The following is a 25,189-nucleotide window of genomic DNA, read 5'->3' as shown; positions in this document are numbered from 1 at the left end:
GCACAACTATGGCATAATCAAAGATTGTCCTCACCGATTCATGCATCTTCTGCACACTTTTGAAACATGGCTCAAACGCTATACGACAAACTCTGGGAATCGCACGTCGTCCACACAGAGGAAGACGGCACCACGATTCTTTACATCGATCGCCATCTCGTCCATGAAGTGACCAGCCCGCAGGCATTCGAAGGACTGAAGCTGGCGGGCCGCCAACCCTGGCGTGTTTCCGCCAACCTGGCGGTTGCAGACCACAACGTGCCCACAACCGACCGCGTCAACGGCATCGCCGATCCGGTATCGCGCTTGCAGGTCGAGACGCTCGATACCAACGCCAAGGAATACGGGCTGACGTATTTCAGCATGCGCGACAAGCGGCAGGGGATTGTGCATGTGATCGGGCCGGAGCAGGGTGCGACGCTGCCCGGCATGACGGTTGTCTGCGGCGACTCTCATACTTCCACGCACGGTGCATTCGGCTGCCTGGCGCACGGCATCGGCACCTCCGAAGTCGAACACGTTCTCGCGACCCAAACCCTGCTCGCCAAGAAGTCCAAATCGATGCTGGTGCAAGTCGATGGCGCGTTGCCGTTCGGCGTGACTGCAAAGGATATTGTGCTGGAGGTCATCGGCAAGATCGGCACGGCAGGCGGTACGGGATATGCAATCGAATTCGCCGGCTCGACGATACGCGGATTGTCCATGGAAGGCCGTATGACGATCTGCAACATGGCAATCGAGGCCGGTGCGCGCGCCGGCATGGTCGCGGTCGACGACACGACGATCAACTACGTGAAAGGCCGTCCCTTCTCGCCGGTCGGTCCGCACTGGGATCGCGCGGTTGAATACTGGCGCACGCTTCATTCGGATCAAGGCGCGCGATTCGATATGGTCGTCACCTTGAATGCGGCCGAAATCAAGCCGCAGGTGACATGGGGCACCTCGCCGGAAATGGTGGTGCCGATCGACGACCGCGTTCCCGATCCGGATAAAGAGACCGATGCCGTCAAGCGCGACGCGATGGAAAAGGCGCTGGTCTACATGGCGTTGAAGCCGAATACCGCGATGTCTGACATCCGCATCGACAAGGTCTTTATCGGTTCCTGCACCAACTCGCGCATCGAGGATTTGCGCGCGGCCGCTGCTGTCGTGCGCGGCAAGTATCGTGCGTCAAATGTGAAGCTGGCGCTCGTTGTGCCGGGTTCCGGGCTGGTCAAGGAGCAGGCAGAACGCGAAGGGCTGGACCAGATTTTCAAGGCCGCCGGTTTCGAATGGCGCGAGCCGGGTTGCTCGATGTGTCTGGCAATGAATGCCGACCGACTGGAGCCGGGTGAACGTTGCGCGTCCACCTCCAACCGTAATTTCGAAGGCCGTCAGGGGCAAGGCGGAAGGACGCATCTGGTATCGCCCGCGATGGCTGCGGCAGCCGGAATCGCCGGGCATTTCGTCGATATTCGCGCCTTGCGTTAATCGCTGGCAGGAGATGCGAAGAAAGTGAAAAAGCTGTTTTCAATATTGATCGCCTCGCTGGTTCTGACCGGCTGCAACACGATGCAAGGTTTTGGCAAGGACGTGAAACGTCTTGGCGAGTCGGTTGAGAACTCCGCCAGGAGATAACCAGTTGGAAGCCGTCCCTGTGCGTGAAGCAGCAACCGGATGGCGATAGAGATAACGAACATGGAAAAATTTACCGTACACGATGGCTTGGTCGCACCGCTGGATCGCGCGAATGTTGACACCGATGCCATCATTCCCAAGCAGTTCCTGAAGTCGATCAAGCGCAGCGGCTTCGGCCCGAATCTGTTCGACGAGTGGCGCTATCTCGACCACGGGGAACCGGGGATGGATAATTCCAGGCGCGCGCTGAATCCGGATTTCGTGCTGAATCAGCCGCGCTACAAGGGGGCGTCGATTCTGCTGACCCGCAAGAATTTCGGCTGCGGTTCATCGCGTGAGCATGCGCCATGGGCGCTGCAGCAGTACGGCTTTCGCGCAGTGATCGCGCCGAGCTTTGCCGATATCTTCTTCAATAACTGCTTCAAGAACGGCGTGTTGCCGATCGTCTTGTCGGAAACGCAGGTCGATCACCTCTTCAACGAAGTCAAGGCGTTCCCGGGGTATCGCCTCGTTGTCGATCTGGATAAGCAGGTGGTTGCCACAACACAAGGCGATATCCTCTATCCGTTTGAGGTCGATGCGTTCCGCAAATACTGCCTGCTTAACGGTCTGGATGACATTGGCCTGACGCTGCGTCAATCCGACAAGATTCGCGCCTTCGAAGAGCGGCATCTGGCATCGCAGCCCTGGCTGGCCAACACGATCTGACAGTTAATCCGCAGTCCAACAAACAATATCCAAGAATGAAAATCGCAATTTTGCCCGGTGATGGCATCGGCCCCGAAATCATCGAACAAGCAGTGCGCGTGTTGAATGCACTGGATGAGAAATTTGAAATGGAAACCGCGCCCGTCGGTGGTGCCGGTTACGAAGCGCACGGCCATCCGTTACCGGAAGGCACGCTCAAGCTCGCCAAGGAATCCGATGCAGTCCTGTTCGGTTCGGTCGGTGACTGGAAGTACGACACGCTGGAGCGCGCATTGCGTCCGGAACAGGCGATCCTTGGCTTGCGCAAGAACCTGAATCTGTTCGCCAATCTGCGTCCCGCGATTCTGTATCCGGAACTGGCAGGCGCATCGACCCTCAAACCGGAAGTGGTTTCCGGGCTGGATATCCTGATCATCCGAGAACTGACCGGCGACATTTACTTCGGTCAACCGCGCGGCGTACGAACCGCACCGGATGGTGCGTTCAAGGGCGAGCGTGAAGGTTTCGACACCATGCGCTATGCGGAATCCGAAATTCGCCGCATCGCGCACGTCGCGTTCCAGGCTGCACGCAAGCGCGATAAACGTCTCACCAGTGTGGACAAGGCCAACGTGCTGGAAACCTTCCAGTTCTGGAAAGACATCGTGACCGACGTGCACAAGGAATACCCGGACGTTGCGCTCGACCATATGTATGTCGACAATGCGGCGATGCAATTGGTACGTGCGCCGAAGAAGTTTGATGTGATCGTCACCGGCAACATGTTCGGCGACATCTTGTCGGATGCTGCAGCGATGCTGACTGGCTCGATCGGCATGCTGCCTTCGGCTTCGCTGGATGCCAACAACAAGGGTTTGTATGAGCCGTCGCACGGCTCGGCACCGGACATTGCCGGCAAGGGCATTGCGAACCCGCTGGCGACCATCCTGTCTGCGGCGATGCTGCTGCGTTTTTCCTTGAACAAGGCGGAGCAGGCGGACCGTGTGGAAAACGCTGTGAAGAAAGTGTTGGCACAAGGGCTGCGTACGCCGGACATTTATGAGGAAGGCACGACCAAGGTCGGCACGAAGGAAATGGGCGACGCGGTGGTGAAGGCGCTTGCGTGATGAGCGAATTTTTTTGAAGTGAAATCGAGGGAGAAAATCGTGAAGTTAGTTGGTCTGGTAGGTTGGCGTGGGATGGTGGGCTCGGTCCTGATGCAGCGCATGCAGGAAGAGGGCGACTTCGCTCATATCGAGCCGGTGTTCTTTTCGACATCGAATGCGGGCGGCAAAGCGCCGGCAATGGCGAAAAACGAAACCACGCTGAAAGACGCCAACAATATTGATGAGCTGAAAAAGTGCGACATCATTATTACCTGCCAGGGCGGTGACTACACGACCGAAATTTTCCCCCAACTGCGTTCTGCTGGCTGGAACGGCTACTGGATCGATGCGGCCTCGACGCTGCGCATGAACGACGATGCCATCATCATTCTCGATCCGGTCAATCTCGACGTGATCAAGTCGGCGCTGAGTCGCGGCGTGAAGAACTACATCGGCGGCAACTGCACGGTGTCCTGCATGCTGATGGGCCTGGGCGGCCTGTTCGAACAGGACCTCGTCGAATGGATGACTTCGATGACCTATCAGGCGGCATCCGGTGGCGGCGCGCAGCATATGCGTGAACTGCTGACGCAATTCGGCTCGATCAATACTGAAGTCAAGGCGCTGCTGGATGATCCCGCGTCAGCGATCCTCGAAATCGACCGCAAGGTATTGGCAAAACAGCATTCACTGACAGCCGACGAGACGAAGCAGTTTGGCGTGCCGCTCGGCGGCAACCTGATCCCCTGGATCGACAAGGATCTGGGCAATGGCGTCTCGCGCGAAGAGTGGAAAGGCGGCGCGGAGACCAACAAGATTCTGGGGCGCGGTGAAGCCTTCGGCAGCAATGCGAAGAACGCAATCCCGGTCGATGGCTTGTGCGTGCGTATCGGTGCGATGCGCTGCCATTCACAGGCATTGACGATCAAGTTGAAGAAAGACGTGCCGCTGAACGAGATCGAAGGCATCATCGCCGAGAACAACCAGTGGGTCAAAGTCGTGCCGAACAACCGCGAAGCGTCCATGAAGGATCTGACGCCTGCCGCAGTGACCGGCACCATGACCATTCCGGTCGGACGCCTGCGCAAGATGCAAATGGGTGGCGAATACCTGTCCGCATTCACGGTGGGCGACCAGTTGCTGTGGGGTGCTGCCGAACCGCTTCGCCGCATGCTGCGTATCGTGCTTGACGCTTAACGCACTCGACGCAAAGCGATAATTCGCCGGGGCCTGTGGGCTATTCATTCGTGTTCTGGATGAATAGCCCACAGGCCCCGATTGCGTTGCCAATTAGCAACAAGAAGCTTGTAGTGTTGCCGTAGAGACAGAACCGTGCGTTTGCCATACCTGGCAAGTTGGATACACTTGCAGGCCTAAGTCCATGATGATATGGTGAAAGTTCCCTACGACAATGATAAATTGACGCAGTCATTGTGCGTCCCTTCCTACGCAAACGGAATGCCCTTTATGCGACCAAACATGCATTCAACCGAACGTGCCGGATCCGGTTCTTTCAATTTGAAGACACTCAGTGCCGCAGTGGTTTCTGCGCTGCTCTTTTCCAATGCATATGCGGCTGGCTTGGGAAAACTGACGGTTTTATCGTCTCTCGGCCAGCCATTGAGGGCTGAAATCGAGCTGACTTCTGTGTCGAAGGACGAGGCTGGAACATTGGTTGCGAAACTGGCGTCGCCGGACACCTTCCGGCAGGCCAATGTCGATTACACTGCGACCTTGTCTTCGCTGCGTTTTTCGGTGGAGCAGCGCGGCGAGCGCCAATATATTCATGTGACTTCCGCCCAGCCGCTCAATGAGCCATTCGTTGACATGCTGCTCGAGCTGACCGGGCCGAACGGACGGCTGGTTCGCGAATACACCTTCCTGCTCGATCCGGCCGATCTGCGCTCAACACAATCGGCGCAGGTCGCACCGAATGTTGCGCCGCAGCCGGGCAGTGCCAGGGCGGCACAACCGAATCCATCGGCCGCGCCGTTGCCACAGTCTGAAAGACCGACCGGGCCGCGACAGTCCGCAGCAGCCAAAATCACGCAATCCACAGCGAGTGAATCGACGAACGATGCGTCCGCCGAATATCGGGTCAGGAGCGGCGATACATTGGGCCGCATTGCCGGTCAGATGAAAGCGAGCGGCGTGTCTCTCGATCAGATGCTGGTGGCGTTATATCGTGCAAATCCGGATGCGTTCATCGGAAATAACATGAACCGTCTGCGCGCCGGGCAGATTCTTTCCGTGCCGGACGCGAAGGCTGCACGCAGTATTTCGACTGCCGAAGCGAAAAGCGTCGTTCTTGCCCAGTCTGCGGATTTCAACAACTACCGTAACAAACTGGCCGGACAGGTTGCTGCTGCGACGGCACAAAAGACGGCGGAATCCAAACAGAGTGCGGCTGGCAAGATCACGGCAAAAGTGGAGGAGCCGTCAACGCCTGATGGCGAATCGAAAGACAAACTGAAGCTGGCAAAACCCAATCCCCTGCCGGGTACGGCCTCCAGCAAGAACAATGCCGCGGCAACAAATACCGAAGACAAGATCGCGAACGACAAGGCCGCGGCTGAAGCGAATGCGCGCGTCAAGGAGCTGGAAAAGAACGTCAATGACTTGCAGAAAATGCTGGAAGTCAAAAAAAAGGGAATGGCAGAGCAGCAGAACCAGGCAGACGTCGCCAAGGGCGATGCCAAGCCGGCTGCTGCCGAACCGCCAGCGGCCGCTGCATCGGCAGTGCCTGCGGCACCCATCGTAAATACTGGCGACAAGCCGGCGGAATCAAATGCCGACAAGGCGGCCGCTCCGACCGCGCCTGCAGCAAGCGAGCCCCCCGTTGCCGCAGCAAAGCCGAAACCCGTCGCACCGCCGCCTCCACCGGCACCTGAGCCAGGCTTCTTCGATGAGTTGATGGACAATCCGCTGACGCTGCCCGGTGCCGGCGTGTTGCTGGCTGCACTTGGTGCACTGGGAATCTATAGTGCCCGCCGCAGGAAGCAGCCGAAGCATTTCGAAGACAGCATCATCACCGACTCAAGCCTGAAAGCGAATTCGCTTTTCGGTTCGACTGGCGGCCAGAGCGTTGATACCAATAATAGCGTCTTCAATTCGAATTTCGCGCCATCGGTGAGCCAGCTGGATTCCAATGAGGTCGATCCCGTCGCCGAGGCCGACGTCTATATTGCCTACGGACGCGACGCGCAAGCCGAAGAGATCCTGAAGGAAGCCTTGCGCACGCAACCGGATCGCAATGCCGTACGGGTCAAGCTGCTGGAAATCTATTCGAACCGTAAAGATCTGCGTGCGTTTGAGGTGTTGGCCACAGAACTGTATGGCTTGAGCAAAGGCGACGGCGATGAATGGGTGCAAGCCGCATTGATGGGCATTGCGCTTGACCCGAACAATCCGCTCTATGCCTCGGGCAAGTCATCCAGGACGCTCGATGCCAGTGCGGGCGGGCTGACAGCTCCGCCTGTATCGGCCGAACGGGCAGACTCGGCGCTGGAGTCCATCGAAGCGCTGGGAGAGGATACTGCTTACTTCAGCAATACCGCACTCGATATGGATTCGCCGCTGGATCAACAGGGCCTCCAATCGAAAGACGAGTTGCCATCCGATGCGTCGACTGCGGAGCCGATCCCGGCCGATGACAAGGCAACAAGGAATGATCTGGATTTTGATCTTGGCGACATGAATCTCCAGTCGATGGAAGTGCCGAACACGATTCCGCGTCCGGAGCCGTCCGTGCCGAATGCCGAAATGGCGTCGATCGACTTCGATTTCCTCGACAAGCCTGATGGCTCGGCAGATTCAGTACCGTCGGTTCCGGCGATCGAAGACAGCCTGCCGCTCGGCGACAATGCGTTGCCGGAGATTTCTCTCAATCATGCGGCGGAAGAAGTCGCTCCGCTGGATTTCGACCTGCCGTCCCTGCCGGCATCGCCTGCTGCGGATGCGCCCAAGGGCGAATCGAAGGTCGGAGATGATCCGCTGGATTTTGATCTTTCGGAAATCAGTCTGGAACTCGGCCCCGACGCCTCGGATGCAAAAGCCGCTTCGGTGCGTGACACGGATGAAGCGCCGGCATCTATCGGCGATTCCTTTTCCGCCAGTGATGCGGAGATGGCCACCAAGCTCGATCTGGCTGTTGCATATCAGGAGATCGGCGATAAAGAAGGGGCTCGTGAGTTGCTTGACGAAGTGCTCAAAGGCGGTACGCCCGAGCAAAGCCAGAAGGCAAAGTCGCTGCTGCTTGAGCTTGCCTGAACCTGAAGCTTGTCAACGAGCGGGCGCGGCGACAAGCTTGCGCCCGTTTTGCTTTTTTAAGATGTCATGTCTTTTCGGGGTAGTCGTGATGCCTGCAAGGCTCCTGCTCCTTCTTGAATCGGATTCGAATTGAAACGCATTGTGCTTGGTATCCAGTACGACGGCACGCCTTGGCGCGGGTGGCAAACCCAGCCCGGTGGCGGAACAGTGCAGGATGAGTTGGAGAAGGCGTTGAAAAGATTCTCCTTGACGGAGATCTCGACAACATGTGCGGGACGTACCGATGCGGGGGTGCATGCACTGGAACAAGTGGTGCACTTCGATACCGAACTGGAGCGCGATCTGTTTTCGTGGGTTCGTGGCGTCAACGCATTTCTGCCGCCGTCGATTGCGGTGCGCTGGGCCCGCGAGCTGCCGCATGAACCGACGGACAATTTCCATGCACGTTTCAGCGCTACGGCCCGTACGTATCACTACATGCTCTACAACCATCCTGTGCGTTCGCCGTTGTTGTCGGGGAAGGCTGGATGGGTTTTTCGTCCCTTGGAACTCGAGCCGATGCAAGAAGCCGCGCGCTATTTGATCGGCACGCATGACTTTTCGGCGTTTCGTGCGGCGGAATGCCAGGCGAATACGCCGGTCAAGACGATGCATGAAATTCGGATTGAACGGCGCGGCGATATCATCGTCTTCACTCTGCAGGCAAATGCATTTCTGCATCACATGGTGCGCAATATTGTCGGATCGCTCATCTTCACGGGAAACGGCAATCAGCCGGCCGAATGGCTGAAGGAGTTGCTGGAAAACGGCGACCGCAGTCGCGCCGCGCCGACTTTCATGCCGGATGGGCTGTATCTGGGCAAGATCGACTACGATGTCAAATGGGACTTGCCGCAAGAGTCTTTTATAACGCTACCGTGGAACTGAACAGCGCAAACGCGGGCAGCAAATGGATAAAAGCTGGATGTATTCTTGTCAATCATGCATATGAATCACCGAACACGAATCAAGATTTGCGGACTGTCCCGGACTCAGGATGTACAGGTCGCGGTTGATGCAGGTGCGGACGCAATCGGTCTGGTGTTCTATTCCAGGAGCCCGCGTCATGTGACGCCGGATACTGCCCGGAAATTGATCGCTGCCGTTCCTCCCTATGTCACCAGTGTCGGGCTGTTCGTGAATGCATCGGAAAGCGAAGTGGCCGATATTGTTGCCGCCGCACCTATTTCCTTGATTCAATTTCATGGCGATGAAACGCTGGAACAATGCTGCTCCATAGCGGCCCGCGTCAACAGGCCATTCACGCGGGCTCTGCGGGTGCAGCCCGGAATGACAGAGGAGGATTTGCTAAAATACGAGCACGATTATCGTGCTGCCAGCAGCCTTTTCGCAGGGTTGCTGCTTGATGCATTCGTGGATGGCTATGGCGGCGGTGGAAAGGTTTTCGATTGGTCTCTCATTCCAAAAGAGCTCGCACCTCGGGTCGTTTTAAGTGGTGGCTTGAGCGCGCAAAACGCGGCTGACGCGATCGTTCGCGTGCGCCCTTATGCCGTTGACGTCAGCAGCGGCGTCGAACTGTCCAAGGGTATGAAGGATCCTGCCCGGATACGTGCTTTCATCGAAGCCGTGCGCCTCGCAGACACGATTGCTGCTTCATTGAACGAATAGAGAGAACCCCATGAAAGAACTGAATGCGCTCGAGAATCTTGCCGAGCGTCAAGCGATGATGACTGCGGCGCTGTATCAGACCGCACGCTACAATCTGCCGGATACAAAAGGTCACTTCGGCCCCTATGGCGGCACCTTCGTTTCCGAAACGCTCACACACGCGTTGAGCGAATTGAAGGAAAGCTATGCGCATTACCGCAACGATCCGGACTTCCTTGCGGAATTCAATGACGAACTGACGCATTTCGTCGGTCGTCCAAGCCCGATCTACCACGCCAAACGCTGGTCGGAAATGGCGGGCGGTGCGCAAATCTATTTCAAGCGCGAGGACCTCAACCATACCGGCGCGCACAAGATCAACAATGTGATCGGCCAGGCATTATTGGCCAAGCGCATGGGCAAGCCGCGCGTGATTGCGGAAACCGGCGCCGGTCAGCACGGCGTGGCGACGGCCACGATTTGCGCCCGCTTCGGACTGGAGTGCGTGATCTACATGGGTAGCGAAGACGTCAAGCGCCAGCTGCAAAACGTCTATCGGATGGAACTGCTCGGTGCCAGGGTGGTGCCTGTCGAGTCAGGTTCCAGGACGCTCAAGGATGCGCTCAATGAAGCGATGCGCGACTGGGTCACGAACGTGGAAAACACTTTCTACATCATCGGCACGGTTGCCGGCCCGCACCCGTACCCAATGATGGTGCGCGATTTCCAGTCGGTGATCGGCAAGGAATGCATTGAGCAAATGCCGGAGATGACAGGCCGTCAGCCTGACTATGTGGTGGCGTGCATCGGTGGCGGCTCCAACGCGATGGGGATTTTTTACCCGTATATCGATTACAAGGACGTGCAACTGATCGGGGTGGAGGCCGCTGGCGAAGGACTGGAAACCGGCAAGCATTCAGCGTCCTTGATCGCCGGGTCGCCCGGCGTGCTGCATGGTAATCGCACCTACCTGCTGCAGGACGAGAACGGTCAGATTATTGAAACGCATTCGGTGTCGGCGGGGCTGGACTATCCGGGTGTCGGGCCGGAGCATGCCTGGCTGAAGGATTCCGGGCGGGCGCGATACGTGTCGATTACCGACGATGAGGCACTCAAGGCATTTCATGATTGCTGCCGCATTGAAGGCATCATCCCTGCGCTCGAATCCAGCCATGCATTGGCTTACGCTGCCAAGTTGGCAGCCACGCTGCCGAAGGACAAGGTCGTTCTCGCCAACCTGTCGGGACGGGGCGACAAGGATATGCATACGGTCGCAGAACGGATGAAGAAAAAGGTCTGAATCCGCTGTCACACAGGAAGAAGACGCGTTCCGACGCCGTCCCATCTGCCGCCCCGTCTTGTTCGCATTGACTGGGCAGCAGATGCGTAACGATAACCAGATCATCAGAATAATGTCCAGAATCCAATCGACGCTGTCTGCCTTGGCAGCGCAAAACAAAAAAGGCTTGATCCCGTTCATCACCGCCGGGGACCCCGCACCTGAATTGACGGTGCCCTTGATGCATGCGCTGGTCGCGGGCGGAGCCGATATCATCGAACTGGGGGTCCCGTTCTCCGATCCAATGGCCGATGGCCCGGTGATTCAACGCGCATCCGAGCGGGCGTTGGCGCACGGCGTCGGCTTGCGGCAGGTGCTGCAGTTCGTGCGGGAATTTCGCGCGACGAATCAGGGCACGCCAGTCGTGTTGATGGGGTACGCCAATCCGATCGAACGCATGGGCGGAAATGTGTTTATTCAAGAGGCTAAAGAGGCTGGCGTCGACGGCGTGCTGGTGGTTGACTACCCGCCTGAGGAATGCGAGGACTTTGCGGCGGCCATGAAACGCAATGGCCTTGACGCCATTTTCCTGTTGGCGCCGACTTCGACCGACGAGCGCATCGCGCAGGTGGGAAAAGTCGCCAGCGGCTATGTGTACTACGTTTCGTTGAAGGGCGTGACCGGCTCAGGCCATCTGGACTTGGGGGCAGTCGCGGAAAAAATTCCCCAGATCAAGAAACACGTCAATGTCCCGGTCGGTGTCGGCTTCGGCATTCGCGACGCCGCGACGGCCAAGGCGATTGCATCCGTGTCGGACGCCGTGGTCATCGGCAGCCGCATTATCCAGGAACTGGAAAATGTCCCGCGCGAAAATGCGACCGCCGCAGTGCAAGGCTTCATTGCGGGGATTCGTCAAGCGTTGGATGAATAAATGTCATTGTCACGAAGAGTCGTCAGGAATGCGTCCATTCGTATTGCCTGCGCATCATTGGCGTGGGGCAAGGCGGCGAGTACAATGCGCCACGTAAGAATTCAAAAGGGGTCACTATGAGTTGGCTGGAAAAATTGCTTCCCCCACGCATTCAGCGTTCCGATTCGCCGCGCAAGTCGGTACCGGAAGGCTTGTGGGTGAAATGCCCGTCGTGCGAAGCCGTGCTGTATCGCACGGACCTTGAGTCCAATATTCACGTTTGCCCAAAGTGCAATCACCACATGCGCATCCGTGCGCGTGAGCGGCTGGATGCGCTGCTGGATGCCGAAGGGCGTTATGAGATCGGTCAGGAAGTGCTGCCGGTCGATACGCTCAAGTTCAAGGACAGCAAGAAATATCCGGATCGCATGAAGGATGCCATCGACGCGACTGGCGAAACCGATGCGCTGGTGGTCATGGGCGGTGCCATCATGACATTGCCGGTCGTGGTCGCCTGTTTCGAGTTCGAATTCATGGGCGGTTCCATGGGTTCGGTCGTTGGCGAGCGTTTCGTTCGCGGCGCGCAGATCGCGCTGGAACAGAAGGTGCCGTTCATCTGCATCACGGCGACTGGCGGTGCGCGCATGCAGGAAGGGTTGTTGTCGCTGATGCAAATGGCGAAAACGACTGCAATGCTGACCAGGTTAGCCGAGAAAAAACTGCCGTTCATTTCAGTCTTGACTGATCCGACGATGGGCGGTGTGTCGGCGTCGTTCGCGTTCATGGGTGACGTCGTCATCGCGGAACCGAAGGCACTGATCGGCTTTGCCGGTCCGCGCGTGATCGAGAATACGGTACGCGAGAAACTGCCGGAAGGCTTTCAGCGTGCCGAGTTCCTGGTGCAGAAAGGTGCGGTGGACATGATTGTCGACCGTCGCAAAATGCGCGAAGAAATCGCGCGTCTGTTGGCGCTGTTGCAGAATCAGGCTGCCGAAGTCCTGGCTTAAGCCAAGCGATATATGGATAAGCCCGGCCTGACGCAGGTCCGGGCTTTTTTGATTTTTACTCACGTTGTTGTTTCGCGTTTCCATTGTTAGCAATGCAAAATTCCCTCATTACGCTGGCAGACTGGCTGGCCATGCTTGAAACGATGCATCCCAAGGCCATCGACATGGGTCTGGAGCGCGTCATGCAGGTCAAGGAACGCATGGGCATTGCATTCGATTGTCCCGTCATCACGGTGGGCGGAACAAACGGCAAGGGGTCGACTTGCGCGATGCTGGAGTCGATATTGCTGCAAGCGGGCTACCGTGTCGGCTTGTACACGTCGCCGCATTTGATCGACTTCAACGAGCGGGCGCGGATCGGCGGAGAAGCTGTATCCGACGAGGCGCTCATCGAAAGCTTTGCCGCAGTGGAGGCGCAGCGTGGCGATATATCGCTGACGTATTTCGAATTCACGACACTGGCCATACTGAGGCTGTTCGCGCGCGCCGGGCTGGATGCGGTCATTCTTGAAGTGGGTCTGGGCGGCCGGCTGGATGCCGTGAATGTCATCGATGCCGATGTCGCAATCGTCACCAGTGTGGATATTGACCACACGGAATATCTGGGAACGACGCGCGAGCAGATCGGCTTCGAAAAGGCCGGAACGTTCCGGCAGGGGAAAGTGGCGATATGCAGCGATCCGGTACCGCCCGAGTCGCTGGTTCGGCATGCGGAAGCCATTGGTGCCGACCTGTGGCTGCTGGGTCGCGATTTCAACTATTCGGGCGACAAGCTGCAATGGAACTACGGCGGACGCGGGCAGCGCCGTAATGCACTGGGCTATCCGAGCCTGCGCGGCGCGAACCAGCTGCTGAACGCGTCGGCGGCGCTGGCTTCACTCGAAGCATTGCGTCATCGCCTGCCGGTGGGCGCGCAGGAAGTACGCAATGGGCTCGTGATGGTCGATTTGCCGGGGCGCTTCCAGGTGTTGCCGGGGCGGCCGTCGGTCGTTCTTGATGTCGCGCACAATCCGCACGCCGCCGCCACGCTCGCGCAGAATCTCGACAACATGGGTTTTCACGCCTATACGTATGCAGTGTTTGGCGCGATGCAGGACAAGGACATCGATGGCGTGATTGCGCACTTGAAAGATCGCGTCGACCATTGGTGCGTGACCGATCTGCCCCTGCCGCGTGCCGCGACTGCGGAACAACTGAAAGAAAAGTTGCTCGATGCAGGTGTCGTACCGGAAAGCAAGGCCGGTAGCGAGAAGACTGTTGAGATTTTTGCATCGCCCGCGGATGCCTTCGCAAACGCCCTGAGCCGGGCGGGCGAGAATGATAGAATTGCGGTTTTCGGATCGTTCCTGACTGTCGCCGGCGTCATGCAGGCGCGAAAATCCGGATATCACTGAAGACTTCACTTTTATCGCATGAGCTTGTTCTCGTTCCTTCGCAAAAACAAGCAGGAATCCGCCCCCGGCGATACGTCGTTTCATTCGCCTGCCGATAGGGACTCGAACACCAGACGCAGCCGCAGCAAGCGCAAACAAGGTTCTCAGAGCGATGACAAGCATGATCCCGTCCTGCCGGAGAAAAAACGTGCGCGCCGCCGGTTGATTGGCGCAATTGCATTGGTGCTTGCGGCGATCATCGGCTTGCCAATGATCCTCGATTCCGAGCCGAAGCCTTTGGCGGATGACATCGCGATCCGGATTCCATCGAAGGACAAGCCTGCGCAAACGAGCGTTGCGCATCAACCTGCCGTACCGGCTGCATCAAACATCCCCACGTCAAAATCGCTCGATCCGAGTGAGGAAGTGATCGAGCCGTCCGCCGCTCCTGCGAATGCAAAATCCGCACAGCCCGCAACTGTCAATCCCGCCATCGCGGTTGCGCCAAGTGCTGCCGACAAGCCAAAGGATGCCGGCAAAGCACCTCAGGCTCAGGCAGCCAAAGCGACCGCCACGGAAAAGCCGACGACGCCGGATTCCGTGACCAAGACCGAAAGCAAGGCGGCTCCCAAAGTCGAAAAGGCCGATGACTCGGCACGCGCAATGGCCTTGCTGGAAGGTAAAACCGATCCGAAGGCCGCTGCCGACAAGAAGGCGAGCAAATATGTGATACAGATTGCCGCGCTTGCCTCGAAAGAAAAAGTGAACGAATTGCAAACCAGATTGAAAGATGCCGGGATCAAGTCCTACACGCAGAAGATCGCGACCGAGTCCGGCGAGCGCATCCGCATTCGTGTCGGTCCCTTCGTCAACAAGGACGAGGCCGACAAAGTGAAAGCCAGGATCGGCAAGCTGGGCTTGAATGGCACCCTCGTGCCGGCTTGAAATCCGGCGTTGTGACGATATTTGATTATCTGGTGCTGTTTGTGCTGATCTGCTCGATCGTGATCAGCACCTTGCGCGGCTTGGTGAAGGAAATATTGTCACTATTGAGCTGGGTCGTTTCTTTTGTGGTGGCCAACGCGTATAGCGAAAGTCTGGCAAAGCTGTTGCCAGACATGATTCCCGGCGGCACGACACGGCTGATCGTTGCATTCATCGCACTGTTCATCGGAGTCAGGCTTCTGATGGCGTTGCTGATGATGGCGGTCGATGCGCTGGTCAAGGCCGGCGGGCTGACAGTAGCCGATCGCGGCTTGGGCGGATTGTTCGGATTGGCGCGCGGCATGGTGATCGTGCTGGCCATGGTTCTGATATGCGGAATGACCGCGATTCCACAGCAATCCTTTTGGAAGGATGCCTTGTTGAGCCCGCTGGCGGAAACTGCAGCGCTTACTGCCAAACCATTTCTGCCGGGCGATTTTGCGCGGCATGTACGTTTTTGAATTGTCTTAGTTGAGGAGTCCACCATGTGTGGCATTGTTGGCGTCGTCTCTCACGGTCCCGTCAATCAGTTGATCTATGACGCGTTGCTGTTGCTGCAACATCGCGGTCAGGACGCTGCGGGTATTGCAACCAATCATGGCAACACGTTCTCCATGTACAAGGCGAACGGACTGGTGCGCGATGTATTCCGTACCCGCAACATGCGCTCGTTGCCTGGTAATGCCGGTATCGGCCAGGTGCGTTATCCGACGGCCGGTTCATCCAGCGCGGAAGAGGCGCAGCCGTTTTACGTGAATGCGCCGTTCGGCATCATTCTCGCTCACAACGGCAACCTGACGAATTGGGAACAACTCAAGATCGAGATGTTCAAGAACGATCGCCGCCACATCAATACCGCATCCGATTCCGAAGTGCTGCTGAACGTGCTGGCGCATGAAGTTCAGCAAGCCACAAGCGGCTATTCGCTCGACCCTTCGGCCTTGTTCAAGGCGGTGTCGGTGTTGCACAAGCGCGTGCGCGGTTCGTATGCGGTGGTGGCGCAAATCGCCGGTTACGGCTTGCTGGCATTCCGCGATCCGTTCGGCATCCGTCCGTTATGCATCGGGTTCAACGAAACAGAGAATGGCACTGAATACATGCTCGCCAGCGAATCGGTGGCGCTCGAAGGTCTGGGCTTCCGCTTCCTGCGTGATGTGATCCCGGGCGAAGCGATTTTCATCGACCTCGAAGGCAAGCTCTACAACCAGCAGTGTGCGGACAATCCTGTATTGAATCCCTGCGCCTTTGAATACGTCTATCTCGCACGTCCGGATTCGATCATCGACGGCGCGTCCGTGTATCAGTCCCGCATGAAAATGGGTGAGTATCTGGCAGAGAAAATCAAGCGCCAATTTTCCACGGGCGACATCGATGTGGTCATGCCGATTCCCGATTCCTCGCGTCCTGCTGCGATGGAGCTGGCATTGAAACTGAACCTGTCGTATCGGGAAGGCTTTATCAAGAATCGTTACATTGGCCGCACATTCATCATGCCCGGTCAGGCGCAGCGCAGGAAATCGGTGCGTCAAAAGCTCAATGCGATCGGCAGCGAATTCAAGGGCAAAAGCGTGCTGCTGGTGGACGATTCGATCGTGCGCGGCACGACCAGCCGCGAAATCGTGCAGATGGCGAGAGATTCCGGTGCGAAGAAAGTGATCTTCGCCTCGGCCGCGCCGCCGGTGAAATTTCCGAACGTGTACGGCATCGACATGCCGACTCGCAACGAGCTGATTGCGTATGGCCGCACCGAAGAAGAGGTGTGCCGCGAGATCACGGCGGATGCGCTGGTGTATCAGGATATCGACGCGTTGAAGCGCTCGATTTCCGATTTCAATCCGGCATTGAAAGACTTTGAGGCATCGTGCTTTGACGGCATCTATGTGACGGGCGATATTTCGCGCGATTATCTCGATCGTATCGAATTCGCGCGGAACAATCCGACGCCGGAGAATGAAGATGCTGTCCGTTCGCAACTCAACCTGAATCTGGCGCAAATCGACTGAGCGAATTGCCGAATCAAAAGACCCGTTTCCGGCAATGATGGAAACGGGTTTTTCATTTCACGGGAACGCTTTTCAATTTGTCAAACGCAGGTTTTGCGATACGATAGCTTTCGCGCCGATTTGCTTCTGCTTGCGGGCGCGGGGAGCTGTTTCCCAAACAAATGCTGCTAAAAGGGCCGACAATTTTCTCAACCCGTTTTAGCGCGAGCAAAACGGGTTTTTTATTATCATGAGCGAACATCAAAAATACGGTTTCACCACGACGATTCTTCACAGCGACCGCCAAAAGCCGATCGAACACGGCTCGCTGCACAAGCCCATTCATACCTCCGTCACATACGGCTACCGCGATGCGCGGGAGCTGGCCTCCGTGTTCCAGGGCAAGCAGCCGGGATACCGCTATGGCCGCCAAGGCAATCCCACCGTCGCGGCACTGGAAGACAAGATCACGAAGATGGAGGATGGCCTTTCCACCATCTGCTTCTCGACCGGGATGGCTGCCATCGGTGCGGTGGTGCAAGCTCTGTTGCGTGCCGGTGATCATGTCGTGTCCTCGTCTTTCCTGTTCGGGAACACGAACAGCCTGTGGCAGACCGTGGCAGGGCAGGGCGTTGATGTGTCCTTCGTTGATGCAACCGATGTCAGCAACGTGGAAGCCGCGCTGACGCCGGCAACGCGGCTGGTGTTTGTGGAGACGATTGCCAATCCGCGTACCCAGGTCGCCGACCTCAAGCGCATCGGTCAATTGTGTCGTGAGCGGGGCATTCTGTACGTTGTCGACAACACGATGACCTCGCCCTATCTGTTCCGCCCCAGGGCGGTGGATGCCGGGTTGGTGATCAACTCATTGACCAAGTCGATTGCGGGGCACGGCAACGCACTGGGCGGCAGCCTCACCGATACCGGCATGTACGACTGGACACGATTCCCGAATATCTTCGATAACTACAAACGCGCTGCGCCGACGCAATGGGGCATGACGCAGATTCGCGCCAAGGCCTTGCGCGATTTCGGCGGATCGCTGGGACCGGAAGCGGCCCACCATATCGCGGTAGGAGCCGAAACCATGGCGCTGCGCATGGAGCGCGAATGCGCCAACGCCCTCGCGGTGGCGAACATGCTGGCGGCCGACAAGCGCGTGGCTGCCGTGCATTATCCAGGCCTTGCTGCCCATCCGCAGCACGCCGTTGCGGCCGAATTGTTCAGTGGCTATGGAAGTCTGCTCAGTTTCGAACTGAAAGAGGGTATCGACTGTTTCGATTACTTGAACAGATTGAAGCTGGCCGTGCCCGCCAGCAATCTCGGCGACACGCGTACGCTCGTCATTCCCGTCGCGCACACCATTTTTTACGAAATGGGGCCGGAACGTCGTGCAAGCATGGGCATTGCCGAATCCTTGATTCGCGTTTCCATCGGCATCGAAGATACCGTCGATTTGGTGGAAGACTTCAGGCAGGCACTGGATGCGTGACTGCAACGCCGAGCCACCGGTTCGGCGTGAAAACGATTCTGCGTGGCAAGGAAATGTGGCATAAAGGAGCCTTGTGAATTTTTCGAGGCAAGGAGCCACAGCATGGCACGACCGGAGAACGGTTTCCCGACGCAGACTTTCGTGCAAGGGGTGTGGCGGTCCAGAGCCTCGTTGAAGAACGGGCAACAACAAGAATGGATGCGGGGCGGGGGACAGGCATGAAAAAGCAGCTTCTGTCTCTCGGCGCGGGGGCGTTGGTCATCGCGCTACTCGCGGCGCTGCTGTACCTCCCGTTCCTGCACAATGTGATCCTGTTCGATGATCACGTGGTCTTTGCCAAAAAGGCGCTCGCGGATTTTGTGCAAACGCCTTTCAGTTTCCGTCCGCGCACCTTTCCCTACTTTACGCTGGCCGAAATCCAACTGGCGTTCGGTGGCGTCGAGGCCAACCGGATCGTCAACCTGATCCTGCATGTGCTGTGTGCATGGATGCTGTTCGTCTTGCTGGAAGCCTTGCTGCGCCAGGCATTGCAGTCTCCCGCGCAAGCGCCCGCGTATTCAGCCACACAATCGTCCGAACAATCGCCCGCACAGTTGCCCATGCAGGCGCGGATAGTCGCCTTCATCGGCGCGCTCTGGTTCGTCCTCAATCCGGTGGCGGTCTACGGCGCAGGCTACCTGGCCCAGCGCACCATCCTCTTCGCGACGCTGTTTTCGCTGTTGTCCCTGTGGTATTACCGCCGCGCCTTTGCCGAAAACCGCACTGCCGATATCGTTGTCGCTGCGCTGTTCTTTTCCGCAGCAGTTTTCTCGAAGGAACACGCCATCATGCTGCCGGCAGCGGTGGTGATGCTGACGACGCTCTATGTCGCGGACCTGCGTTCGAGTGCAAAACGGATCGGCTTGTACCTGCTGCTGTGCATTCCTGCTGCCGTCATTGCGTTATACGCAGCGAGGAATACGGTCGGCAGCGTGTACGAGCCGGCCTTCGATGCGATTTCCGGGCAGATTCGCGGCATCCCGCTGTTCGAACAGCCGCGCGGCCCCTGGATGGTCAGCAGCCTGCTGCAGGCCGGTTTCTTCTTTGACTATTTCAGCTACTGGATCGTGCCGACCGTGCAGTCGATGTCCCTCGACATGCGGATCGACTTCACGCGTCTGTGGAATTCGTCGCTGCTCTTCCCGAAGGCTATCCTGTTCATCGCAAGCCCCGTGGCAGGTCTGTACCTGCTGCGCCGGCGCGGCCTGGCGGCGCTGTTCGGATGCGGCTTGCTGTACTGCTGGCTCCTGTATCTCACCGAACTGGTGTCGGTGCGGATTCAGGAACCGTTCGTCCTCTATCGCAGCTATCTGTGGGCTCCGGGTTACATCATGATGCTCGTCGCGCTTGGCTGCGCGCTGCCGCGACGCTGGATCGTGGGCGGGGCGATCCCGATATTGGCGCTCTTTTTCGCCTTGTCGCATGATCGCCTCGCGAGCCTCCGTTCCGAGTACTCCGCATGGAACGATGCGGCGCTCAAGCTCGAATCGGAAACGGTGCCGGGGGCAGACCGCATCTACTACAACCGTGGCTTGCGCTATCTGAAGGCAAAAAAGTTCAACGAAGCCTATGACGATTTCTCGCGCGCGGCGGCGTTGCGGCCGGCGGCGCATTATTTCTACCATCGCGGCGTCGTGCACTATTGGTTGAATGAATTTGTGAAGGCGGAAGACGATTTCAACCGCGCATTCGCGCTGAACAAGAAGGACGGCGCAATTCAGTTCGCGCGTGGGCTGGCGTTTGAACGCCGCGGCTGTGTCGGTCGCGCCAGACTGGCTTATTCGACCAGTGCAACGCTCGGGTTTCCGACGGCGAAGGTGCGGATCGACTTGATCGACAAGAATGCCGGCAAGGCAGAGAAAAAGTCGCTGGCCGAACCGGCGTCATGCACCTCCTGAGATGATTCGCGTTTGAGCAGTCTCGGCTTTCATGCAACGCGGTGCCGGAAATCCTCCGGCAAACGATTCTCCGAGGAAAGAAATTGTGGCATAAAGTAGGCTTGTGAATTTTCCCAAGCAAGGATTTTCTTTATGGCACGACCGGAAAAGGTTCGTCTGGGTCAGATTTTGGTGCAGCAAAAATGGCTTTCTGAAGCGCAGCTGCAATTTGCCCTCGACGACCAGAAACGTTCCGGGCGCAAGCTGGGACGGATCTGCATCGAGAACGGCTTTGTCACCGAAGAGCAGGTTTCCGCTGCTCTTGCCAAGCAGTTAAGCATCCCCTACATCACCCTCAAGTTTTACAGCGTCAACCCGGACCTCGTGCGCCTGCTGCCGGAAGCACAGGCGCGCCGCTTCCGCGCCATTGCGCTGGAAGAAAAGAATGGCGCGCTGCTGATCGGCATGTCCGATCCGACCGACCTGTTTGCCTACGACGAGATTTCCCGCGTGGTGAAGCGGCGGATCGAACTGGCGATGGTCAACGAAGGGGAACTGCTCCAGACGATCGATCGCGTCTATCGCCGCACCGACGAGATCACCGATTTCGCGCGCGAGCTGGAACAGGATCTGGGCGACGCCTACGTCGATTTCGGCGCGCTTGGCGGCGCGCCCGGGCTGGACGAGGCACCGGTCGTCAAGCTCCTGCAATCGGTGTTCGACGATGCGACGCGGGTAAGGGCTTCCGACATTCATATCGAGCCGCAGGAAACGCGCGTGCAGATCCGCTTCCGTATCGATGGCATCCTGCACATGCAAACCGAAGCGGACAGCAAGATTGCACAGGCGCTGGCGCTGCGCCTGAAGCTGATGTCCGGCCTTGATATCTCCGAGAAGCGCCTGCCGCAGGATGGCCGTTTTGCCATGCAGGTGCAGCAACAGCAGATCGATGTGCGTATCTCCACCATGCCGACCCAGTTCGGCGAATCGGTCGTCATGCGTTTGCTGAATCAGAGCGGCGGCATTCTCAATCTGGACTCGATCGGCATGCCGCCCGCGATGGTGCAGAAGTTTCGCGCAATTCTCCAGCGTCCCAACGGCCTCGTGCTGGTGACGGGCCCGACCGGCAGCGGCAAGACCACCACACTGTACGGCGCGCTGGCCGAGCTGAACGCCACCGCAAACAAGCTGATCACGATCGAAGACCCGGTCGAGTACCGCCTGCCCGGCATCAACCAGGTGCAGGTCAATGAAAAAATCGAGCTGAGCTTTGCGCGTGTGCTGCGCTCCGCGTTGCGCCAGGACCCGGACGTCGTGCTGGTGGGGGAAATGCGCGATCAGGAAACCGCGCAGATCGGCATGCGCGCCGCGCTTACCGGCCACATGGTGTTATCCACGCTGCACACGAACGATGCGGCCAGCACGCCGATCCGCTTGCTCGACATGGGCGTGCCCAGCTACATGATCGCCTCGTCCTTGCAGGCGGTACTGGCGCAACGGCTGGTGCGGCTGATTTGCGAAAGCTGCACCGAGCCGCATACCTTGCAGCCGAACGAGCAGGAGTGGCTGAAGGCGGAACTGGGCGAGACGGTGACGGAGCGCCGCTACTTCCACGGACGCGGCTGCTCGCATTGCAACGGCACCGGTTATCGCGGACGCACCGGCGTGTACGAAATGCTGGAAATGACGGAAGAGGTGGCCGAAGCCGCCAACCATCAGGACCCGGCGCGCTTTCTCAAGGTCGCGACCGCGCAGATGGGCGGGCAGACCCTGCGCCGTCATGCGGTGTCGCTTGCCGTGTCCGGCAAGACAACGGCGGCGGAAGCGATGCGTGTCAGTCATCAGTTCGAGAAATAGCCGCCGCGCATGCGGTTGCTTCAAGAGCAAATCAGGAACTTACTTACTCTCTTGTGCGCAAGCGCAGAGAGAGTCTGACGATCAGGAAACCCAGTGCCAGTCTTTTCCTACAAAGCCCGCAACGCCCGCGGCGAACTGCTGAAAGGCGTCATCGAAGGGGCCGACAGCGGCGCGGTCGCCGATCAACTGTTCAAGACCGGCATGACCCCGCTCGAAATCGTCGTCACCTCGAAGCGTTCCGTCGACGCGGCCGACAACTGGTGGACCCGGCTGACGGAGCGGCGCGTGCTGCCGATCGATGTACAGCTGTTCAGCCGGCAGATGTACACCCTGCTCAAGGCCGGCGTGCCGATCATGCGCGGACTGGCCGGCTTGCAGGAGTCGACGGACAACAAGACATTCGCGCGCGTGCTGAAGGAACTGCGCGACGCGCTCGATGCGGGGCGCGAGCTGTCGGCGGCGATGCGCCGCCATTCCGACGTGTTCTCCAGCTTCTACATCAGCATGGTGCGCGTCGGCGAAATGACGGGACGGCTGGAGGAGGTGTTCCTGCGCCTGTTCAACTATCTCGAATTCGAGCGCGAGATGCGCCAGCGGGTGCGCACCGCATTGCGCTATCCGGGCTTCGTGCTGGCGACGATGGTCATTGCGATTGCCGTGATCAACATGCTGGTGATTCCGCAATTCACCAAGGTATTCACCAGCTTCAAGGCCGAACTGCCGCTGATGACGCGCATCCTGATCGGCACGTCCAACTTCACGACGCAGTACTGGCCGGTCATCCTGGCCGTCGCCGCCAGTGCCGTCATCGGCTTCCGCATGTACACAGGCACGACGAAAGGCAGATATCTCTGGGACAAGGCCAAGCTCGGGATTCCGATTGCCGGCAGGATCGTCCTGAAAGCGACGCTGGCGCGTTTCGCTCGCAGCTTCGCGCTGTCCAGCAAGAGCGGTGTGCCCATCGTGCAAGGCCTCACCGTAGTCGCGATGACGACCGACAATGCGTACATTTCGAGCCGCATCGAGCAGATGCGCGATGGCGTCGAGCGCGGCGAAAGTATTCTGCGCACCGCCGTGACAGCCGGCGTCTTCACGCCCATCGTGCTGCAAATGGTCGCCGTCGGCGAGGAAACCGGCGAACTCGACACGCTGATGGATGAAATCGCGGAAATGTACGAGCGCGAAGTGGATTACGAACTGAGAACCCTGTCGGCACGGATCGAGCCGATCCTCATCGTCTTCCTCGCCGTGCTGGTGCTGATACTGGCGCTCGGCGTGTTCCTGCCGGTGTGGGATCTGGGCAGGGCGGCGCTGCACAAGGGAGGGTGATGCGCAGGCGGACGGCATGCCGTCCGAATTCCCTGCAGCACCTTTCCCCTCGAAAGGGAAGGAGTGCCTGTTGCGCGCTTGCTGTCTTGTCGTCCGGCTCACGCGCAAATATTTTCCCCGAGAACTCTTCAGAAATGCCGCAGGCGTGCCGATAGGTTTGTCGATAGCGTAATGCCTCGACTGGTTTTTTTCTGCGCATGCTTCTGTGCGCAGACCTGACCGCCTTTCAATCAATTTCAGGAGCACACATCAATGCGACTCTCCCCAGCAGGCCGCGCGCAGACCGGCTTTACCTTGATCGAACTGATCGCCGTTATCGTGGTTCTCGGTATCCTGGCCGCAACTGCCATGCCGCGCTTTGTCGGCATGTCCACCGAAGCACGGATCGCCAAGATGAAGGCGGCGCAAGCAGCGTTGCAAACCGGAGCCTCGCTCTTTCACGCGCAATGGCTGGCCAATGGATCGCCAGCCGACACCTCCGGCAATTCGAGCAGCACAGACAGCGTCGTTTCCATGGAGGGTGTGAGGATCGCCTATATCAATGGCTACCCGGATGTCGGCGCGGATGGTAATGCTGATGCTCTGACGACTGCTGTCGACTCCGGCATCCTGCTCGCGGCCGGTGGATTGAGCGACTACACGGTCGCCGCGAGTGCAGTCAACACACTTGTCGTCACTCCGGATGCTACCCATCCCAACTGTCAGGTGACCTACTTGCAGGCGACCGCAACGGCCGCGCCGGTGATCAGCGCGACAGGGCTGACGACCACTGACTGTCAATAGATTCTGCTGCTTGCGCACGGGCGACCTTGCGCGAGGCTGATCGTCAATGCGGCACGACCGATGGAATTGTTCCCGGCGTGCCGCTTGTCTTTTTTGCTCCATGCAATCCTTGCCTTCGCATGCGGCAATCTCATAAGCGCTAACAGCACTGAAAAAGCCTCGCTATTCCCGATAAGCACCAATGACAAGTTCTCTAAAATCCCCTAAAGAAAGTTGTAGGGGGGGCCGATATGGTGACTGAGGGCGCAATACTGGGACGGGTTGTCCTTATCGGCATGTGGTTCTGAAATCCGGAATCGCTGTTTTTTTTGTCAATCTAAGGGGTACTAAAAAATGAGCAACAAACAACTGAGAGGCCAGCAATCCGGTTTCACCTTGATCGAACTGGTTGTGGTGATTGTGATCCTGGGCATTCTGGCTGCGACGGCATTGCCGCGTTTCTCGGATATGTCGACCGACGCCCGCATGGCGAAGATGAAGGCCGCGCAAGCTGCTCTGCAAACAGGTTCGTCGCTCTTCCACGCGCAATGGCTGGTGACGGGTTCGCCGGGGAATACCTCTGGTACAAGCATCACGATGGAAGGTGCGGATGTTCCTTACATGCACGGTTATCCTGATGTCGGCGGTGACGGCGTCACTGAGGCTGGCACGGCTACGACAGGTTCCGGCATCGCGATTGCCGCCGGCGGTCTGGCAGATTTCGATCTGCAAGCTTCGACGACGGTTCTTACGGTTGCTCCTGACGCGAGCCACCCGGCCTGTGCAGTTATCTTTACTCAGTCCACCGGCCCGGGCGCTGCACCGGCGATTGATGCGACTGGCGTGACCACGACCAACTGCCAGTAAGCATTTTGTGCAGCAGAGCTTGGTCGTATCGGCCAGCCTCTGGAAAAACGGGCCAAGGTGCACTCCACCCTGGCCCGTTTTTTTGATGATCGCCGTTCCACATAC

21 protein-coding genes are annotated in these 25,189 nt (G+C 58.2%); all 21 read left to right on the top strand.

The genetic code is table 11. The features are described from left to right. The first annotated feature begins 66 nt into the window (after positions 1–66). The 21 genes from leuC (at position 67) to D3870_RS23055 (ending at position 25,084) form a co-directional block, all read left to right on the top strand. The gene (gene leuC / locus D3870_RS10730) at positions 67–1,470 is read left to right on the top strand and encodes a 3-isopropylmalate dehydratase large subunit (protein WP_119738981.1); all 1,404 of its coding nucleotides are present in this window, start codon (positions 67–69) and stop codon (positions 1,468–1,470) included. A 24-nt stretch (positions 1,471–1,494) separates the two neighbouring features. Beyond that, entirely contained in the window at positions 1,495–1,617 is a 123-nt protein-coding gene (locus D3870_RS10725; protein ID WP_119738979.1) for an entericidin A/B family lipoprotein, read from the top strand. Between the two features lie 60 nt (positions 1,618–1,677). Beyond that, on the top strand, positions 1,678–2,325 hold the full coding sequence (gene leuD / locus D3870_RS10720; RefSeq protein WP_119738977.1) for a 3-isopropylmalate dehydratase small subunit: 648 nt from the start codon (positions 1,678–1,680) through the stop codon (positions 2,323–2,325). A gap of 35 nt (positions 2,326–2,360) precedes the next feature. Further along, positions 2,361–3,431, top strand: coding sequence for a 3-isopropylmalate dehydrogenase (gene leuB / locus D3870_RS10715; RefSeq protein ID WP_119738975.1), 1,071 nt, complete (start codon positions 2,361–2,363; stop codon positions 3,429–3,431). A 36-nt stretch (positions 3,432–3,467) separates the two neighbouring features. Further along, positions 3,468–4,607 carry an aspartate-semialdehyde dehydrogenase gene (gene asd, locus D3870_RS10710; RefSeq protein WP_199710753.1) on the top strand — a complete coding sequence of 380 codons (1,140 nt, stop codon included), beginning with the start codon at positions 3,468–3,470 and terminating at the stop codon, positions 4,605–4,607. Between the two features lie 282 nt (positions 4,608–4,889). Beyond that, positions 4,890–7,679, top strand: coding sequence for a motility hub landmark protein FimV (locus tag D3870_RS10705; RefSeq protein ID WP_242489934.1), 2,790 nt, complete (start codon positions 4,890–4,892; stop codon positions 7,677–7,679). 129 nt (positions 7,680–7,808) lie between these two features. Beyond that, positions 7,809–8,606 carry a tRNA pseudouridine(38-40) synthase TruA gene (truA, locus tag D3870_RS10700; protein WP_119738971.1) on the top strand — a complete coding sequence of 266 codons (798 nt, stop codon included), beginning with the start codon at positions 7,809–7,811 and terminating at the stop codon, positions 8,604–8,606. Positions 8,607–8,666: 60 nt separating this feature from the next. After that, a complete protein-coding gene (locus tag D3870_RS10695; protein ID WP_119741945.1) occupies positions 8,667–9,347 on the top strand; it encodes a phosphoribosylanthranilate isomerase in 681 nt (226 codons plus the stop codon). Between the two features lie 10 nt (positions 9,348–9,357). Further along, positions 9,358–10,626, top strand: a complete 1,269-nt coding sequence (gene trpB, locus D3870_RS10690; RefSeq protein ID WP_119738969.1) for a tryptophan synthase subunit beta — start codon at positions 9,358–9,360, stop codon at positions 10,624–10,626. A gap of 112 nt (positions 10,627–10,738) precedes the next feature. After that, complete coding sequence (trpA, locus tag D3870_RS10685; RefSeq protein WP_119738967.1) at positions 10,739–11,536, top strand: tryptophan synthase subunit alpha; 798 nt, start codon at positions 10,739–10,741, stop codon at positions 11,534–11,536. 116 nt (positions 11,537–11,652) lie between these two features. Beyond that, on the top strand, positions 11,653–12,522 hold the full coding sequence (accD, locus tag D3870_RS10680) for an acetyl-CoA carboxylase, carboxyltransferase subunit beta (RefSeq protein WP_119738965.1): 870 nt from the start codon (positions 11,653–11,655) through the stop codon (positions 12,520–12,522). 92 nt (positions 12,523–12,614) lie between these two features. Continuing rightward, complete coding sequence (gene folC / locus D3870_RS10675; RefSeq protein ID WP_119738964.1) at positions 12,615–13,916, top strand: bifunctional tetrahydrofolate synthase/dihydrofolate synthase; 1,302 nt, start codon at positions 12,615–12,617, stop codon at positions 13,914–13,916. Positions 13,917–13,934: 18 nt separating this feature from the next. Further along, positions 13,935–14,840, top strand: a complete 906-nt coding sequence (locus D3870_RS10670) for an SPOR domain-containing protein (RefSeq protein ID WP_119738962.1) — start codon at positions 13,935–13,937, stop codon at positions 14,838–14,840. Positions 14,841–14,851: 11 nt separating this feature from the next. Then, positions 14,852–15,340 carry a CvpA family protein gene (locus tag D3870_RS10665; protein ID WP_119741943.1) on the top strand — a complete coding sequence of 163 codons (489 nt, stop codon included), beginning with the start codon at positions 14,852–14,854 and terminating at the stop codon, positions 15,338–15,340. Between the two features lie 24 nt (positions 15,341–15,364). Further along, positions 15,365–16,882 (top strand): amidophosphoribosyltransferase, encoded by a 1,518-nt coding sequence (gene purF, locus D3870_RS10660; RefSeq protein WP_119738960.1) that lies wholly within the window; start codon positions 15,365–15,367, stop codon positions 16,880–16,882. Between the two features lie 229 nt (positions 16,883–17,111). Then, positions 17,112–18,353, top strand: a complete 1,242-nt coding sequence (locus tag D3870_RS10655) for a cystathionine gamma-synthase family protein (RefSeq protein WP_119738959.1) — start codon at positions 17,112–17,114, stop codon at positions 18,351–18,353. A gap of 218 nt (positions 18,354–18,571) precedes the next feature. After that, positions 18,572–20,290: a tetratricopeptide repeat protein gene (locus D3870_RS10650; RefSeq protein WP_119738957.1), complete on the top strand. Its 1,719-nt coding sequence runs from the start codon at positions 18,572–18,574 to the stop codon at positions 20,288–20,290. A gap of 132 nt (positions 20,291–20,422) precedes the next feature. Further along, complete coding sequence (locus D3870_RS10645) at positions 20,423–22,126, top strand: GspE/PulE family protein (protein ID WP_119738955.1); 1,704 nt, start codon at positions 20,423–20,425, stop codon at positions 22,124–22,126. 93 nt (positions 22,127–22,219) lie between these two features. Then, positions 22,220–23,455 (top strand): type II secretion system F family protein, encoded by a 1,236-nt coding sequence (locus D3870_RS10640; protein WP_119738953.1) that lies wholly within the window; start codon positions 22,220–22,222, stop codon positions 23,453–23,455. A gap of 252 nt (positions 23,456–23,707) precedes the next feature. Continuing rightward, a complete protein-coding gene (locus D3870_RS23060; RefSeq protein ID WP_119738951.1) occupies positions 23,708–24,238 on the top strand; it encodes a type II secretion system protein in 531 nt (176 codons plus the stop codon). A 333-nt stretch (positions 24,239–24,571) separates the two neighbouring features. Then, a complete protein-coding gene (locus D3870_RS23055; protein ID WP_119738949.1) occupies positions 24,572–25,084 on the top strand; it encodes a type II secretion system protein in 513 nt (170 codons plus the stop codon). The last annotated feature ends 105 nt before the right edge of the window (positions 25,085–25,189 follow it).

The sequence above is a fragment of the Noviherbaspirillum cavernae genome, from assembly GCF_003590875.1.
Classification (GTDB): Bacteria; Pseudomonadota; Gammaproteobacteria; order Burkholderiales; family Burkholderiaceae_D; genus Noviherbaspirillum; species Noviherbaspirillum cavernae.
Note: the sequence above shows the minus strand (reverse complement) of the source record. Positions and strands in the feature narration are given on the sequence as shown.